At 62.7% G+C, this 14,868-nt stretch carries 11 protein-coding genes and 1 pseudogene; 4 read left to right on the forward strand and 8 right to left on the reverse strand.

The genetic code is table 11. From position 1 onward, the window contains the following. Positions 1-62 precede the first annotated feature (62 nt). The 3 genes from H7993_RS06910 to H7993_RS06920 form a co-directional block, all read right to left on the reverse strand. On the reverse strand, positions 63-989 hold the full coding sequence (locus tag H7993_RS06910; protein ID WP_185793887.1) for a DMT family transporter: 927 nt from the start codon (positions 987-989) through the stop codon (positions 63-65). Positions 990-1,218: 229 nt separating this feature from the next. Further along, positions 1,219-1,611, reverse strand: coding sequence for a transcriptional regulator (locus H7993_RS06915; protein WP_185793888.1), 393 nt, complete (start codon positions 1,609-1,611; stop codon positions 1,219-1,221). 141 nt (positions 1,612-1,752) lie between these two features. Then, positions 1,753-3,096: a DEAD/DEAH box helicase gene (locus tag H7993_RS06920; protein ID WP_163007604.1), complete on the reverse strand. Its 1,344-nt coding sequence runs from the start codon at positions 3,094-3,096 to the stop codon at positions 1,753-1,755. Between the two features lie 183 nt (positions 3,097-3,279). Between H7993_RS06920 and H7993_RS06925 the strand changes: the two genes are divergently transcribed. The 3 genes and pseudogenes from H7993_RS06925 (at position 3,280) to H7993_RS20915 (ending at position 6,820) form a co-directional block, all read left to right on the forward strand. Then, positions 3,280-4,545 carry a mechanosensitive ion channel family protein gene (locus H7993_RS06925; protein ID WP_185793889.1) on the forward strand — a complete coding sequence of 422 codons (1,266 nt, stop codon included), beginning with the start codon at positions 3,280-3,282 and terminating at the stop codon, positions 4,543-4,545. A gap of 394 nt (positions 4,546-4,939) precedes the next feature. Beyond that, positions 4,940-5,965: pseudogene (locus H7993_RS20910) on the forward strand (HAMP domain-containing protein); the annotation flags it as partial. A gap of 69 nt (positions 5,966-6,034) precedes the next feature. Further along, positions 6,035-6,820, forward strand: coding sequence for a methyl-accepting chemotaxis protein (locus H7993_RS20915; protein ID WP_425311994.1), 786 nt, complete (start codon positions 6,035-6,037; stop codon positions 6,818-6,820). A gap of 59 nt (positions 6,821-6,879) precedes the next feature. On the opposite strand, the gene H7993_RS06935 is transcribed toward H7993_RS20915, so the two are convergent. Both H7993_RS06935 and H7993_RS06940 read right to left on the reverse strand, forming a co-directional pair. After that, positions 6,880-7,161 (reverse strand): hypothetical protein, encoded by a 282-nt coding sequence (locus tag H7993_RS06935; protein ID WP_122479223.1) that lies wholly within the window; start codon positions 7,159-7,161, stop codon positions 6,880-6,882. Positions 7,162-7,324: 163 nt separating this feature from the next. Continuing rightward, positions 7,325-8,209, reverse strand: a complete 885-nt coding sequence (locus tag H7993_RS06940; RefSeq protein WP_244646858.1) for a hypothetical protein — start codon at positions 8,207-8,209, stop codon at positions 7,325-7,327. 252 nt (positions 8,210-8,461) lie between these two features. Between H7993_RS06940 and H7993_RS06945 the strand changes: the two genes are divergently transcribed. Continuing rightward, positions 8,462-10,405, forward strand: coding sequence for a methyl-accepting chemotaxis protein (locus tag H7993_RS06945; RefSeq protein ID WP_185793891.1), 1,944 nt, complete (start codon positions 8,462-8,464; stop codon positions 10,403-10,405). 112 nt (positions 10,406-10,517) lie between these two features. Here H7993_RS06945 and H7993_RS06950 read toward each other — a convergent pair whose 3' ends face one another. The 3 genes from H7993_RS06950 to H7993_RS06960 all read right to left on the reverse strand — a co-directional run bounded on the left by H7993_RS06950 (position 10,518) and on the right by H7993_RS06960 (position 14,472). Next, positions 10,518-12,848, reverse strand: coding sequence for a TonB-dependent receptor (locus tag H7993_RS06950; RefSeq protein ID WP_244646959.1), 2,331 nt, complete (start codon positions 12,846-12,848; stop codon positions 10,518-10,520). Between the two features lie 167 nt (positions 12,849-13,015). After that, positions 13,016-13,966, reverse strand: coding sequence for a FecR domain-containing protein (locus H7993_RS06955; protein ID WP_185793893.1), 951 nt, complete (start codon positions 13,964-13,966; stop codon positions 13,016-13,018). Beyond that, positions 13,960-14,472: a sigma-70 family RNA polymerase sigma factor gene (locus H7993_RS06960; protein ID WP_122479226.1), complete on the reverse strand. Its 513-nt coding sequence runs from the start codon at positions 14,470-14,472 to the stop codon at positions 13,960-13,962. The genes H7993_RS06955 and H7993_RS06960 overlap by 7 nt, the downstream gene beginning before the upstream one ends. Between the last annotated feature and the right edge of the window lie 396 nt (positions 14,473-14,868).

Raw genomic sequence — 14,868 nt, forward strand, 5'->3', positions numbered from 1 at the left:
CACGCACTTGTGTCGAAAAGTCGCAGTCCTACGTATTGATCATCTGCCAGGCAAGTAATTCATTACCTTATCCACGTTCGTAATCGTCGGCGCACCCACTGCTCGGCGCTGACCAAGGTGATGCCCAGCAGTACGAACAGCGCGCCCAGAATGAAATTCACGCTCAGCGGTTCGCCCAGCAGCAGCACACCGAACGTCACGCCGAACAGCGGGGTCATGAACGAGAACACGGCCAGATTGGACGCCAGGTAGCGTCGCAGCAGCCAAAACCAGATCAGGAAGCTGGCGAAAGACACCACCACCCCCTGGAACAGTACGCTGGCGATGCCGACCGGGGTAAAACTGACCTGCGTGAACTGCCCCGTGGCCAGGGCGATGATCAACAACCCGACCACGCAGACGATCAACTGGTAGAACAGCGTCAGCGTCACGGGTGCTTCGGACAGGCGCGAGGTGCGCACCACCACCGTGGTCGCGCCCCAGCACAAGCCTGCCATCACGCCCAGTGCATCACCCAGCAGCATGCGTCGGTCCAGATGTTGCCAGGAAATTCCGCCGGCGAAAGCGAAGGCGATACCGCTGAACGCCAGGGCAATGCCCAGCCATTGCAGGGGCCGCAGGCGCTCTCCGGGTAGCAAGGCGTGCAAGCCAAGCGCCGTGAACACCGGGGCGGTATAGAGAAAGACCGACATGTGCGCTGCCGAGGTCAGCTTCAGGCCCTCGGCGATGAACAAGAATTCCAGCCCGAACAGTGAGCCGGCCAGCAGCCCGGCGCGCCAGGTGTAGGGCATGTGCGCCCAGCCCCCGCGCCAGCACATCAGTGCGGCCACCAGGACCGCGGAAATGCCCGAGCGCATGGCCGCCTGCATCACCGGGGCGATATCGAGCGCGGCCCATTTTATGGTGACCTGCTGGATACCCCAGATCAGGCACAACCCGAGCATGACCTTGAGCGCGAATCCATCGGGTTGACGGCGTTCGATGCTCATCGGCGAATTGACCACGACATGACGATGCCTTCAGGCAATGAGGAATCGCCAGTGTAACAAGCCACGCGCCACAAGGCTTACGCGGCGGATGGCTCCGCTCACACAGGCACACCAACTCGCCTGCTTCGCGGCCGCTGACCGCTCCTACATCGGCACACCGCATTCCGCCCTTGTAGGAGCGGTCAGCGGCCGCGAAGAGAGCAACACGGTTTCAATCCATGCCAAAGGCTCAGACAATCTGCGGTTTACTGGCCAACTCATCGAAGGTAGCCGGGTCCAGCGCATCGTCCTGCTCGTCGAGCACTTCCAGCCCGTGATCGTTGTCGGGGATGCTGCTGTCGAGCAGGCTCAACAGGCTGGAACCCCGCATGGTCAACTGAAAGTTGCGGCCCGTGCCACCTTCGCTGTCAGGACGCTGCTCGATGAACCCGCGCTCCAGCAACAGCTTTTCATAGTCGCGGGCCTGGGTTTGCAACTGGTCGACAGCAGCAGGCGTGTCACCCTGAGCGGTGGCTGCATCGGCGTGGTCCTGGGCATAGCGGTGCGGGGTGAAATCCTGATTGGCGCCGTTCTGCACTTCGTGCAACAGCCGTTCGATCAACTGCCAGTCGTAAGTGGTCATCCGGAAGAACCTCCAACACATGAGTGAAAGGGCTTGCCAGGTATGGGACCGGGTGGGTGCGGGGGAGTTGCGCGAAGACAGCTTTGCGGGGTGTTTTGGCAGGTCTGGCCTCCGCCGGGAAGCCAGCCTGCCTGGCGCAGTTTACTCGCTGACAGCCGGCTTGCGACGCTTGAGCGGCGCCAGCCCGTCCTGGCTTACCAACGCCGGTGCATCGGCCTTGGGACGGTTGACGCTCTTGCGCTTGGTCGGGCCCTTGGCAACGCTTTTCTTGTCGCCCTTTTTGTCTTTGTCGGTCTTTTTCTTCTTCACGCCGACCGCCTTGCCCGACGCCTTGACCTTCTTCGGTCCGCCGTAGGTACCTTTGACTTCCTTGATCACCCGACGCTCGAAGGTCTGCTTGAGGTAGCGCTCGATGCTGGACATCAAGTTCCAGTCACCGTGGCAGATCAGCGAGATTGCCAGGCCTTCGTTGCCGGCGCGGCCAGTTCGACCGATGCGGTGCACGTAGTCATCGCCGCTGCGCGGCATGTCGAAGTTGACCACCAGGTCCAGGCCGTCGACGTCCAGGCCGCGGGCCGCCACATCGGTAGCCACGAGGATTTTCACGCCGCCCTGCTTGAGGCGATCGATGGCCAGCTTGCGGTCCTTCTGGTCCTTGTCGCCGTGCAGCACGAACGCCTTGTATTCCTGCGCCACCAGGCGCCCGTAGATACGGTCGGCCATGGCCCTGGTGTTGGTGAAGACGATTGCCTTCTGGTACGTCTCGTTGGCCAGCAGCCAGTTGAGGATCTGCTCTTTGTGGACGTTGTGGTCGGCGGTGACGATCTGCTGGCGAGTGCCCTCGGCCAACTGGCTGACGTTGTTGATCAGCAGATGCTCGGGATCCTTCAACACCTTGCCGATCATGTCGCGCAGCCCGGCACCGCCGGTGGTGGCCGAGAACAGCAGGGTCTGTTCACGCTGGCCGCACTCGTCGCTCAGGCGCGTCACGTCTTCGGAGAAGCCCATGTCGAGCATGCGGTCGGCTTCGTCGAGCACCAGCACCTCGACCTTCTTGAGGTCCAGGTTGCCGGCGTTGAGCTGTTCCAGCAGGCGGCCAGGGGTGCCGATGAGGATATCCGGTACCTTGCGCAGCATGGCGGCCTGCACCTTGAAGTCTTCACCGCCGGTGATCAGGCCCGCCTTGATGAAAGTGAACTGGCTGAAGCGCTCCACTTCCTTCAAGGTTTGCTGGGCCAGTTCGCGGGTCGGCAACAGGATCACCACGCGAATGTCGACGCGCACCTTGGCCGGGCCCATCAGGCGGTTGAGAATCGGCAGGACGAATGCGGCAGTCTTGCCGCTGCCGGTTTGCGCCGTCACCCGCAGGTCGCGCCCTTGCAATGCCAGGGGAATGGCGGCCAGCTGCACCGGCGTCGGCTCGACAAATTTCAGCTCGGCGACGGCTTTGAGCAGGCGTTCATGCAGGGCGAATTGGGAAAACACGGGTGTTACCTCGACGGAGTACATAAATTCGACTGCATAGGGTACCGGTTTGCGCACGATTAGCCGAATTTCTTTACCCGTAAGTCGGTAAATTGCGTGCAAATCTTTCCAGGCGTGGCGATTGCCCCACTCGATGGGCTTTAATCCCCGCCCCTTTTCAATCCGGGAGCTGCACGCCACCCCATGAACACCGAATCGCTCTGGCACCAAACCGTCACGTTCATCACTGGCCTGGACGACCAGCCGGTCCTGCAGGCCGGTGTGTCACTGTTCCTGCTGCTGATCGCCGCCTTCGCCCTGGGCCGATTGGCGCGCTTCCTTACCCTGCACGCGGCCAAGCTGCTCAGTCGCCGGCCATCGCTGCACTGGCTCAACGACTTTTTGCACAACAAGGTCTTCCATCGCCTGGCGCAAATGACGCCGTCGCTGGTGGTGCAGTTCAGTCTGGGCTTGATCCCGGTGCTGAGCGACAACAGCAAGCACGTGATCGGCAACATCGCGCTGGGCTTCACCATCCTGTTCCTGGTGCTGGCCCTGGGGGCCCTGCTCAATGCACTGATCGACATCTATGCGCGCACCGAGCACGCCCGCACCCGCTCGATCAAGGGCTACGTGCAACTGGCCAAGATGATCCTGTACATCTTTGGTGCCATCATCATCGTCGCCACGTTGATCGACCGCTCGCCGCTGTTGCTGCTGTCCGGGCTGGGCGCCATGTCGGCGGTCATCCTGCTGGTCTACAAGGACACCCTGCTGTCGTTCGTGGCCAGCGTGCAGTTGACCAGCAACGACATGCTGCGCGTCGGCGACTGGATCGAGATGCCCCAGGTGGGCGCCGACGGCGACGTCGTCGACATCACCCTGCACACCGTGAAGATCCAGAATTTCGACAAGACCATCGTCTCCATCCCCACCTGGCGGCTGATGAGCGAGTCGTTCAAGAACTGGCGCGGCATGCAGCAGTCCGGCGGACGGCGCATCAAGCGCAGCCTGCACATCGACGCCAGCGGCATACGCTTTCTCGACGAACAGGAGCAGTTGCGCCTGACCCAGATTCGCCTGCTCAGCGGCTACGTCAGCAGCAAGCAGGCCGAACTCAAGGCATGGAACGCGGCGCAGGGCGAGGTCGCGGAACTGTCGGCCAACCAGCGGCGCATGACCAACCTGGGGACTTTCCGCGCCTACGCGCTGGCGTATCTCAACGCCCACCCGGACATCCAGCCGAACATGACCTGCATGGTCCGTCAGATGGAAGCCACCGCCGAGGGCGTACCACTGGAAATCTACTGCTTCACCCGCACCACGGCCTGGGCCGAGTACGAACGGATTCAGGGCGATATCTTCGATTACCTGCTGGCCGTGCTGCCGGAGTTTGGCCTGAGCGTCTACCAGAAGCCCAGCGGCGCCGATCTGCGCGGCGGGTTGACCGCAGTGACCGGTCCGCACTGAACGCAACCCCGTTCGTAGGAGCGGTCCGTGGCCGCGAAACAAGCGCCGCGTTGTGTCAGGTACCACACGGTGCGCCCTTCGCGGCCGATGACCGCTCCTACGGGATGCCCCAGCCCCTGTAGGAGCGGGCTCTGCCCGCGAATAAGCCGCTGCGGTGTATTAGGCACTGCGCGGTGCGCCCTCGTCGGCCGGTGACCATGTGGCGGAAAACCACGATCAGTTCTCATGTTCGCGCGCGCGCAGCCGAAACGCTGAAGACGACGGATGTCGGCGCAACTCGATTGCCGCCATCCGGTGCTCGCACCCCAGTCCGACCTGCTGCCTGACAGCGCTGCTGCATCCCCAGCACGGCGCCTGGCTTTCGCCCCCTCATGCCCCGGAACCTCTAGCGTCCATGAACTTGAAATTCAGCCATAAAATCCTGATCGCCGGGTGCAGCATCGTCATCCTGGCGTTCGCCTTGTTCACGCTCTACAACGACTATCTGCAGCGCAGCGCCATCCAGCAGAACCTCAGCGCATCGGTCAAGCAGTCGGGCGAGCTGACCGCCAGCAGCGTCAAGAACTGGCTCAGCGGCCGGATTCTGGTGATTGAAAACCTGCGCCAGAACATTGCCTATCAAGGCGATAAGGCGGACTACCCGGGCCTGCTGGACCAGCCCGTGATCACGACCAACTTTCAATTCACCTACATGGGTGTGGCCGACGGCACCTTCATCCAGCGGCCCGACACCAAGATGCCTGACGGGTACGATCCGCGTCAGCGGCCCTGGTACAAAGCTGCAGTGACAGCGGATCAAGTCATGCTGACGCCGCCCTATCTGGCATCGGTGGGTGGCCTGGTCGTCACGGTGGCAGCGCCCGTCAAACGCCAAGGTCAGTTGATGGGCGTAGTCGGCGGCGACTTGAGCCTCGACACGTTGGTGCAGATCATCAATTCGGTGGATTTTGGCGGGATCGGCCAGGCGTTTCTCGTCAGCGCAGACGGTCAAGTGTTGGTGTCGCCGGACAAGGATCAGGTCATGAAAAACCTGAAAGACATCTACCCCGGCAGCACGCCGCGAATCGAGAAGAATCTGCAGGAGGTCACCCTCGATGGTCAGGCGAGACTGCTGTCGTTCACGCCGGTCACAGGGTTGCCTTCGGCGGATTGGTACGTGGGTCTGTCGATCGACAAGGACAAAGCCTACGCCCCACTGCGCCAGTTCCGTACGTCGGCCGTGATCGCCATGGTCGTTGCCGTTCTCGCCATTGCCTTGTTGCTGACCTTGCTCATCAAGTTCTTGATGCGTCCATTGGTGACCATGGGCCGGGCAATGCGTGACATCGCGCAGGGCGAAGGCGATCTGACGCGTCGCCTGGTCGTTGAAAGCCGTGATGAATTCGGTGAACTCGGTACCTCGTTCAACCAGTTCGTCGAGCGTATCCATGCCTCCATCGGCGAGGTGTCGTCGGCTACCCGGGAAGTGCATGCATTGGCCCAACGGGTCATGCACTCTTCCAACCAGTCCATCGCAGGCTCCGACGAGCAAAGCGCCCGTACCGAAAGCGTTGCAGCTGCAATCAACGAGCTGGGTGCTGCCGCCCAGGAGATTGCCCGCAACGCCGCGCAAGCGTCGCGTCAGGCCAGCGATGCCAGCGGTCAGGCCGACGACGGTCGCCAAGTGATGACGCGTACCATCGAGGCAATAAGCACGTTATCCGAGAAAATCAGCCTGTCGTGCGAGCAGATTGAAACCTTGAACGCGGGCACCGACAACATCGGCCACATCCTCGACGTGATCAAGGGTATTTCCCAACAGACCAATCTGTTGGCCTTGAACGCTGCCATCGAGGCGGCGCGGGCCGGTGAAGCGGGCCGTGGTTTTGCAGTCGTGGCCGATGAGGTGCGAAACCTGGCGCACCGCACCCAGGAGTCTGCCGAAGAGATTCACAAGATGATCACGGCGCTTCAGGTGGGTTCGCGCGAAGCGGTGGTGACGATGAATACTAGCCAGGCTTCCAGTCAGCAAAGCATGACGGTGGCCAACCAGGCCGGCGATCGTCTGGCCATCGTGACCCAGCGAATCGGCGAGATCGACGGCATGAACCAATCCGTTGCTGCCGCTACCGAGGAGCAGACTTCGGTGGTGGAGGCGCTAAATGTGGATATCAGTCAAATCAACATGCTGAATCAGCAGGGCGTGACCAACCTCACCGAAACCCTGCGAAATTGCGATGCGCTCTCCCAGCAGGCCAACCGTTTGAAGCAGTTGGTGGACAGCTTCAAGATCTAGTCATGCCCGCTGTGGCATTCAGGCCTGATGCTTGATGAATTGTGAAGAGGCGGAAAGGCTTACCCTTCCGACTTTTCCTTAGCTTCCTGCTCGGCTGCAGAGTGTCGGGTTTCGGATTTCTCGTCACCCTCCGTCATCCACGGCTTGGCGCTCTGCTGCGCCTTGTCGATCGTCTCGTTGATCTGCTTGGCCGATTCGCTGAAGGTGTCACGCGCTGCTTCGACCAGTTGCGTCTTGGAGGTTTCGATGACCTTGTTCGCCGCGGTTTCGGCCGCGTCACAGCCGGCAAGAAGGACGGTCAGCGCGACCATGGCCGGGTAAGCGATGAGTCTGGACTGCATGGAAACCTCTGGGAGGGATGGGAATGCGCCAGATCATACCGTTACAGGTTTTTGCCGAAGCAGGGATTCTGAATCAAGGTGTGTCCTGGTAGAGGCACCAGGCCCTGGCCCCGAAGCAGATTCATCTGTAGGAGCGGTCCGTGCCCGCTCCTACAGGTAATGGTCAGTACGCCATGGACAGGCTCATGGTCACCTGAGGCACCACGCTGTCGGTTTCGCCGTTCGGGCCGCTGAGTTCGCGCAGGGTGCCATCGCGGTAGATTGCCAGGGCCTCGGCGCGGGCGCTCCAGCGTGTTTCCCCCCACTTGAAGGGCTGCTCGAGCGCCAGCCCGCTGCGGGCATAGAGACGGTCGCCGGAATCGGGACCATAGAATCCATTCCAGCCGATCCCGACCGTGCTGGGAAAACTCAAGCGCAGACCGGCATCGCTCAGGTCCACGCCCGGCTCCACGCTGCCTTGGGTATACAGGCCACTGTCCCCCTGCGTACGGCTGGTGATCGCCAAACCCGGGCGCCATGCGCCAAACCCCGAATCAGCCTGGTAGGCCAGGGTGAAGCTCGCCTCCTGAGTGGTGTCGGCGACATCGTTCGGACTGGTCTTGACCGTGTAGACAAACCCCAGCCTCAACCCCTCGACGGGCGATATCACCAATCCCAGCAGGTTGTTGCTCTCGTACCAGCGCCGCGGGCTTACCCTTTCATCGCTCGATGGATCATGAAAACCGTTGCTGGTGCTGAACACCAGCCAGGCGTTGGCACGACCGTCGACAGCCTGGTGCAGGTCCAGGGCGAAACCGGCCTGGGCATGCAAGGGCACGCGACCCAGGCTTGCCGCGTCATCGTCGTAGTTGCCGCGGGCGAAGTCGCCATTGCGGACATCCACGCTCATTTGCGGGTGAAAGCGGCCTGATTCCTCGCCGATCTCGACACTGCCCAGTGCGGCATCTTCGGTATCGATGGAAGGCACGCTGCGCGGCGCCGCCAGGCTTGGTTGGATGACCACGGCCAGCGCGAAGGCGAACAGTGGAAGACGAGATACGGTGGGCATGCGCGAACGCTCTGTCAGAAAAGTCACTGAGTAGACTCTGCACGACTGAAAAAGTACCGCGAGCGGGCTGCCGGCCCACCACCGTTTCAGGTGCCGAAGCGACCGCCTGTCCGGCGACCGCCGGACGCAGTTCAGCTTGACCTTTCGTCGCCGATAGGTAGAAAGCGATGCGAAGAACAATTCCCGAGACTGCACGCAGCACGCTGCCTTTCCTTCTGCCGACCAACACCTATAAAACCAGCGGAATACACCATGAACATCAAGCAAAAATTGACCTGGGGGTTCGCGATCATCGCCTGCCTGCCAGTGATCGTGGTCGCCGTGCTCGTCGTCTTCAACTTGCGCGAAGCTGCCAGGGCCGACTTCGTCGACAGCAGCGGGCGGGAGATCCGTCAGATCGACAATGGCATGAAGCAGTTCTTCGATGGCATCAGCCAGAACGTGGAGTACCTGGCCAAGGACCCACGTATCGTCGCCGCCACGGGTCTGAAGAATTACTCGGGCGCAGACGCCCCACAGATTCCCCTGACCGAAAACAACCAGCGTTTGCTGGAGATTTTCGACGGTTTCGCCAAAACCCATCCGAGCACCGCCTACCTGTCCCTGGGGCTCAGCGATGGCGGCTACGCCAGTTGGCCCAACGATCCGAAGATCGCCAACTACGACCCGCGCCAGCGCCCCTGGTACAAGGCGGCGATGGCCGCACCCGGCACCACCGTGCGCACGGACGCCTACTATTGGGCGGCCGATGATGTGTCGTTGATCGGTACGGTGCACAGTGTCACCGACGCTGCCGGCAAGGTGGTCGGCGTGGTGGGCCTGGATGTTTCGCTCAAGCAGATGACCGAACTGGTGAAAAACATCAAGCTGGGCAACAGTGGCTACCTGATGCTGATCGAAGCCAACGGCAACGTGTTGGTGGACCCCAGCGATGCACAGCACAACTTCAAGCCGCTGGCCGACCTGGGCGCCAACTACGCCGAGCTGGCCAGGCACGGCGACGGTTCGACCCAGGTCGAGATCGACGGCAAGGTGTACATGGCCAACATCGTCAGCTCGTCTGGGCTTGGCTGGCGCTTCATCGGCCTGATCGAGCGTGAAGAGGTGATGGCCCGGGCATCGAACCTGACCTGGCTGATCGCAGCCATCGCCGCAGCCCTTGCCGTGGTATTCGCCATCGTCGGTGCAAGCTTCGCCGGGGTCATCGTGCGGCCGATCCGGGGCGTCGCCAACGGCCTGCAGGAAATTGCCGAAGGCGAAGGCGACCTGACGCGTCAGCTGACGGTTCAGGGCAAGGACGAGACGGCGGCGTTGGCCGGGTGGTTCAACCAGTTCATCGGGATGATTTCGCAGCTGGTGCAACGTATCGGCACCGCATCGTCCGACCTGCAGGTGGCCGCCGCCGACACGCACGAGGTCGCGCGCAATATGGATGAAGTGGCTGGGCGCCAGCGCGAAGCGGTGGAGCTGGTCAGCACGGCGTTCAACGAAATGGTCGCGACGGCCAACGAAGTGGCGCGTTCCTGCGGCGAAGCGGCCACCAGCGCCGACAATGGCTACCAACAGGTCAGCGACGGTCAGCAGCGTATTGGCGAGGCAACCACCTGCGTGCTCAAACTGAGTTCGGAGCTGCAACAGTCGACTGAAACCATGCAGCTGCTGCAGCAGGACAGCAAGAACATCAACAGCATTCTGGACACCATTCGCTCCATCGCCGAGCAGACCAATCTGCTGGCGCTAAACGCCGCCATCGAGGCGGCGCGGGCCGGAGATCAGGGCCGTGGTTTTGCCGTGGTCGCCGACGAGGTGCGGGCGCTGGCCCGTCGTACCGCCGACTCGACCGGGGAAATCGACGGCCTGTTGGGCAATCTCGCTCGCCGTACCCAGGTCATCACCCAGCAGATGCAGGGGAGCCTGCAGGTGTCCCAGGACAGCGTCGAATGCATCCAGCAGGCGCGGGATAGCTTCGACAAGATTCGTACTTCGGTTGATTCGATCCGTGACCAGAACAACCAGATCGCCACGGCGGCAGAGGAGCAGCACCAGGTGGCCGAAGAAATCAACCGGCACATCGCGCAGATCCATGCCGATGCTCAGTTGGTCGAAGAGTACGCGCACACGGCACAATCGGGATCGGGGCGGCTGACAGACATTTCCGGACATCTGAAAGGGTTGGTCGGACGCTTCAAGGTTTAAGCCGATACACCGCAGTGTCTTTTTCGCGGGCAGAGCCCGCTCCCACAGGGTCCCGGTTTAACCTGTGGGAGCGGGCTCTGCCCGCGAAGGCTTCGGCTGGTCCCACGGACAGTCAGAAGCCAACCGTGGCGGAGACCAGGTAGGTTCTCGGGGTGGCCAGGGTCAACCCCGGCTCGCTGTCGTCCGAAGCGCCAGCCGACGCCCAGTAGCGCTTGTCCAGCACGTTCTCGACATTGGCGCGCAGCGTGACGGCCTTGCCCTGCACCTTGAACGCGTACCGCGCACCCACGTCGAATCGCTCCCAACTGTCGATTTCCTTGCTGTTGGCTTGATCCAGGTACTGCGCGCTGGAGTAGATCCCGCGTCCACTGAGCGTCAACCCTGGCAAGGCCGGCACGTCCCACTCTGCACCCAGGTTGACATTGAGCTCGGGCGTGGCGGGTGCACGGTTGCCATCGAAGGCGCCTGCAGTGGTACCGCTCAGCTCGCTGTCGATGTACATCACCCCGCCCAGCAGGCGCACGCCAGCAAGCGGCTCACCAAACACGCTCAATTCCACGCCGTTGTTTTCGCGCTTGCCATTAGGCCCGAAGGTGCGGGTGACGGTGTTGGTTTCGTACGCCGGCTGCTTGATACGAAACGCGGCCGCGGTGATAGCCAGGCTGCCCAGATCGTACTTGGCACCCACCTCCACCTGGCGGCTGATGAAAGGCGGGAAAATCTCGTCCTCGTTGATCGAGGTGGAAGGCGCGATCTTGCCCTGGCTCAGGCCTTCCAGATAGTTGGCATACAGCGACAGCTCGTCGGTGAGTTTGTAGAGCACGCCTGCCGAAGGCGAAAACTTCTCCTCGTCGTAGCCCGTATCGCCTTTCACCCCATCGCTCCAGTCATCGACCTTGACCCGCTGCCAGCGCCCGCCCAGGGTCAGCAGCAAGCGGTCGTCGAAGAAGCCGAGGGTGTCGGACAGCGCCACGCCGTCGAACCTGTTCTCGGTATAGACCTTCGCGTCCTGCCGCGTGGGATTGTTCGGAGTCGGCGTCGCTATCGGGTCGTAAAGATTGCTGCGCCCCCTGGAGTAGCGCGCTCCGCCATTGGTGAAGTCCATGTAGAAATGACTGGCGGCCAGATTCACCTCATGGCTGACCGGGCCGGTCTGGAACCAGTTACGCACGCCTACCGTGGCCGTGCGCACGCTCTCGTCCCGGGTGAAGTCGCGGGGCAGCACCTCGAAGTCACCGGCATCGTTGGTGACCGACACGTTGTGCCGGAGGAAATCGTGGTTGCTTTCCCGTGCACCGATGCTGCCGTACAGCAGAGTCGAATCATTCAAATCGTACTCGCCGTTGAACGCCCCGAACGTATCCTCGGTACGCGCCTTGCTCCACCTTTGCGCATAGTTGTCGCGCACGTGGTTGGCGCTCGGCACGCGCGCGTTGACACCGACCTGGACGCGCTCCTGCGGCGCATCGGTATCACGTTCGGTATGCCCCAGGTCGGTGGAAAGCCGCAGGCGCTCGCCGCGAAAATCCAACCCGATCACGGCCATCTCGCGGTCCACGCTCTGCTGGTCCCACGTGGTATCACCTGCTTGCTTCACCGCATTGAGGCGGACACCAAAGCGCTGATCTTCACCAAAGCGGCGGCCGACATCCACCGCGCCGCCGGCCTGGCTGTCGGAAGCGTAGCTGGCGGTGAACTCGTTGATCGGCGTATCGGTGGCACGCTTGGGCACCACGTTGATGCCGCCACCGACACTGCCTCGCGGGGAAATGCCATTGATCAACTGACTGGGCCCGCGGAGGATGTCCACCCGGTCGGCCATCTCCATGTCGATGGAATACGTGGGCAGTATTCCGTACAACCCGTTGTAGGACACATCGCTGTTGAACAGGCTGAAGCCACGAATGGTGAACTGTTCGAAACGCCCGCCTGCCGGGTTGGTGGTACGCACTGCCGGGTCGCTGGCCACCAGATCGCCCAGGGTGCGGGCCTGCTGGTTCTTGGTGGTCTCGCTGGTGTAGCTGGTCATGCTGAACGGCGTGTCCATGAAGTCTCGCGCACCCAAAAGGCCTTGCGAGCCACGCCGCGCCACCTGTCCACCAGCATACGGCTCGCCTGCCAGGCTGCCTTGCGCGGCACCGGTCACCGTGGTGGGGGTGATTTCCACGACGCCTGCCCCTTGGGGCGCAGCTACCAGGATATAGGCATTCTGCCCTAACGCCTGCAGACGCAGACCGCTACCGGCCAGCAACTGGGCGAAACCGCTTTCGACGCTGTACTCACCGGCCAGCCCGGCGCTGCGCCGACCATCGACCAACGCGGGGGCGACCGACAGGCTGACACCGGCCTGGCTGGCAAAGCGTGTCAACGAAGCGGCGAGATCGCCCTGCGGCACGCTGTAGACGCGAGCGCTGCCTTCGGCAAGGGCCATTTGCAACGGCATCGGCGCCAGGCCGAGCAGCACGCTGAGATGCAGCGCACGAGCATAGTGGGTCGGTGGCTTGCGGGTGGACCGGGGAAACGAACGAGGGGGCCGTGCGGGCATGGCTGAAGGCTCTTTGAGTGTGCTTACCTTTCCATGACAAGCGAGCGCGCAAAAGGGGACAGGCGCTACGCGGATTTTTCCTGGGGCACCAGGGTGGCCCAATAGCGCGTGCGCCACTGCACGCGCAGCTGCAGGCTGACCGCCAACAGATTCAATACCTGATCAGGCTCGTCCAGGCGAAAACTGCCGGTCACGCGCAAGGCGTCCAGTTCGGGCTGCCAGCGCAGAATGCCGGGGCGATAACGGTCCAGCTCGCGCAGAAACTCCCCCAGGGGCTGGTTGAGGGCAACGATCACGCCTTCGCGCCAACCCGGTTGGCGAGGATCGAAACCGGTGATCGGACCAGGCCCTGCGTCGGATAACTGTATACGTTGCCCCGCGCGCAAGGTAAGCGCGGCAAAGCCTGTGGGGCGAACCTCTGCCTGCCCGGCAAGCACCGACAGCCGACAGACGCCGCTGCCCTCGCGGACGTTGATCTCACCCTGGTCGAGCCTCACGTCGGTGAGCGCCGTGCGGATGTGGAACGGCGTGGCGTCGGCCAGGCGCAACATGATTTCTCCGCGCCGCAGCCTGAGTTGCCGTTTTTCGGCATCGATATCGACCGCCGTCGAGGTATTGATATGCAACACGCTGCCATCGGCCAGTGTCAGTCGACGTCGCTCGCCGGTCCCGGTGGCCTCATCGGCGCGCCAGGCGTCGAGGGGCAGCTCGCGCGCGAGCCACCAGCCGGCGGGGGCCACTACGGCTACGCCCAGCAAGCCCTTGAGCATGTCGCGACGGCCTGGCGCCGGACGATCCAGGCTGGCCATGGCCAGCGCTGGCGGCAGGATCTGAAAGCGGCCCTTGAGCGCCGATACCCGCCGCCAGGCCGACTCGTGGGCGTCGCTGGCTTCACGCCAGCGTTGCAGGCGGGCAAGATCCTGCTCGCTGACCGCGCCGGACTCGATGCACACCCACCAGCGTGCCGCCGACCGGGCGACCCGGCGTGCTTCGTCGCTCGGCTCGGGGCTCAGCACAGCTCGGCCAGCAGGCAGTGCTCGTAGGCCTGCGCCATGTAACGCTTGACGCTGCGCTCGCTGACCTGCAACCGTTCGGCGATTTCCCGGTACCCCAGCCCCTCCAGCTGGCTGAGCAGAAAGGCGCGGCGAACTGCAGTGGGCAGGCCATCGAGCAGCTGATCCAGGGCGTGCAGGGTTTCCAGCACCTGCCAGCGCTGTTCCGGCGAGGGTGCGACGTCTGCGGGCAGCGTGGCGAGCGCATCCAGATAGGCTTGCTCCAGGCTGCGCCGTTTGTAGAAGTTCACCAGCAGACGTTTGCCGACGGTCTTGAGATAGGCGCGAGGCTCCTGCAGGTCAGCCACCGACTGAGGGCTGGCCAGCACCCGGACGAACGTATCCTGGCTGAGGTCCGCCGCATCCCAGGCACTGCCCAGGCGTCGGCTGAGCCACTGCTCCAGCCAACTGCGATTGTCGCGGTAGAGCGTTTCGAACGCCCTAACGTCCGCCCCCGCAAGATCGACCATCATCGGCACCTGTCAGATGTAAATGAGATCGATTGTATTTTAAAAAGGGTTGCAAGCGGAACCGTTAGTTACGCCTCGATGCTGCATTCGGCCACAATGCGTTCAGCCAGACAAACCGCGTACGCCGCCGACGCGGCTCGCGCCGCTGCTACAGGGACCGCGTCGCCCTGTATCGGGCCTCAACGCGTTCCCCCAGAAACACCGCATTCCCCTGTCTCCGGCCTCAACGCGTTACCCCAGAAACACCGCATTCCGCTGCATACGGCCTTAACGCGTTCACCCGAACCCCCGCATTCCCCTGTCTCCGGCCTCAACGCGTTACCCCAGAAACACCGCATTCCGCTGCATGCGGCCTTAACGCGTTCCCCCGAACCCCCGCATTCCCCTGTATCGCGC

This window comes from Pseudomonas baltica, assembly GCF_014235765.1.
Taxonomy (GTDB): domain Bacteria; phylum Pseudomonadota; class Gammaproteobacteria; order Pseudomonadales; family Pseudomonadaceae; genus Aquipseudomonas; species Aquipseudomonas baltica.

What these genes read in the sequence shown, in the direction of transcription:
- H7993_RS06950 (WP_244646959.1), bottom strand. Translation starts at nt 12,848, where the DNA reads ATGCCGTTGCAAATGGCCCTTGCCGAAGGCAGCGCTCGCGTCTACAGC.
- H7993_RS06960 (WP_122479226.1), bottom strand. Translation starts at nt 14,472, where the DNA reads ATGGTCGATCTTGCGGGGGCGGACGTTAGGGCGTTCGAAACGCTCTAC.
- H7993_RS06925 (WP_185793889.1), top strand. Translation starts at nt 3,280, where the DNA reads ATGAACACCGAATCGCTCTGGCACCAAACCGTCACGTTCATCACTGGC.
- H7993_RS20915 (WP_425311994.1), top strand. Translation starts at nt 6,035, where the DNA reads ATGCACTCTTCCAACCAGTCCATCGCAGGCTCCGACGAGCAAAGCGCC.
- H7993_RS06945 (WP_185793891.1), top strand. Translation starts at nt 8,462, where the DNA reads ATGAACATCAAGCAAAAATTGACCTGGGGGTTCGCGATCATCGCCTGC.
- H7993_RS06915 (WP_185793888.1), bottom strand. Translation starts at nt 1,611, where the DNA reads ATGACCACTTACGACTGGCAGTTGATCGAACGGCTGTTGCACGAAGTG.
- H7993_RS06935 (WP_122479223.1), bottom strand. Translation starts at nt 7,161, where the DNA reads ATGCAGTCCAGACTCATCGCTTACCCGGCCATGGTCGCGCTGACCGTC.
- H7993_RS06940 (WP_244646858.1), bottom strand. Translation starts at nt 8,209, where the DNA reads ATGCCCACCGTATCTCGTCTTCCACTGTTCGCCTTCGCGCTGGCCGTG.
- H7993_RS06910 (WP_185793887.1), bottom strand. Translation starts at nt 989, where the DNA reads ATGAGCATCGAACGCCGTCAACCCGATGGATTCGCGCTCAAGGTCATG.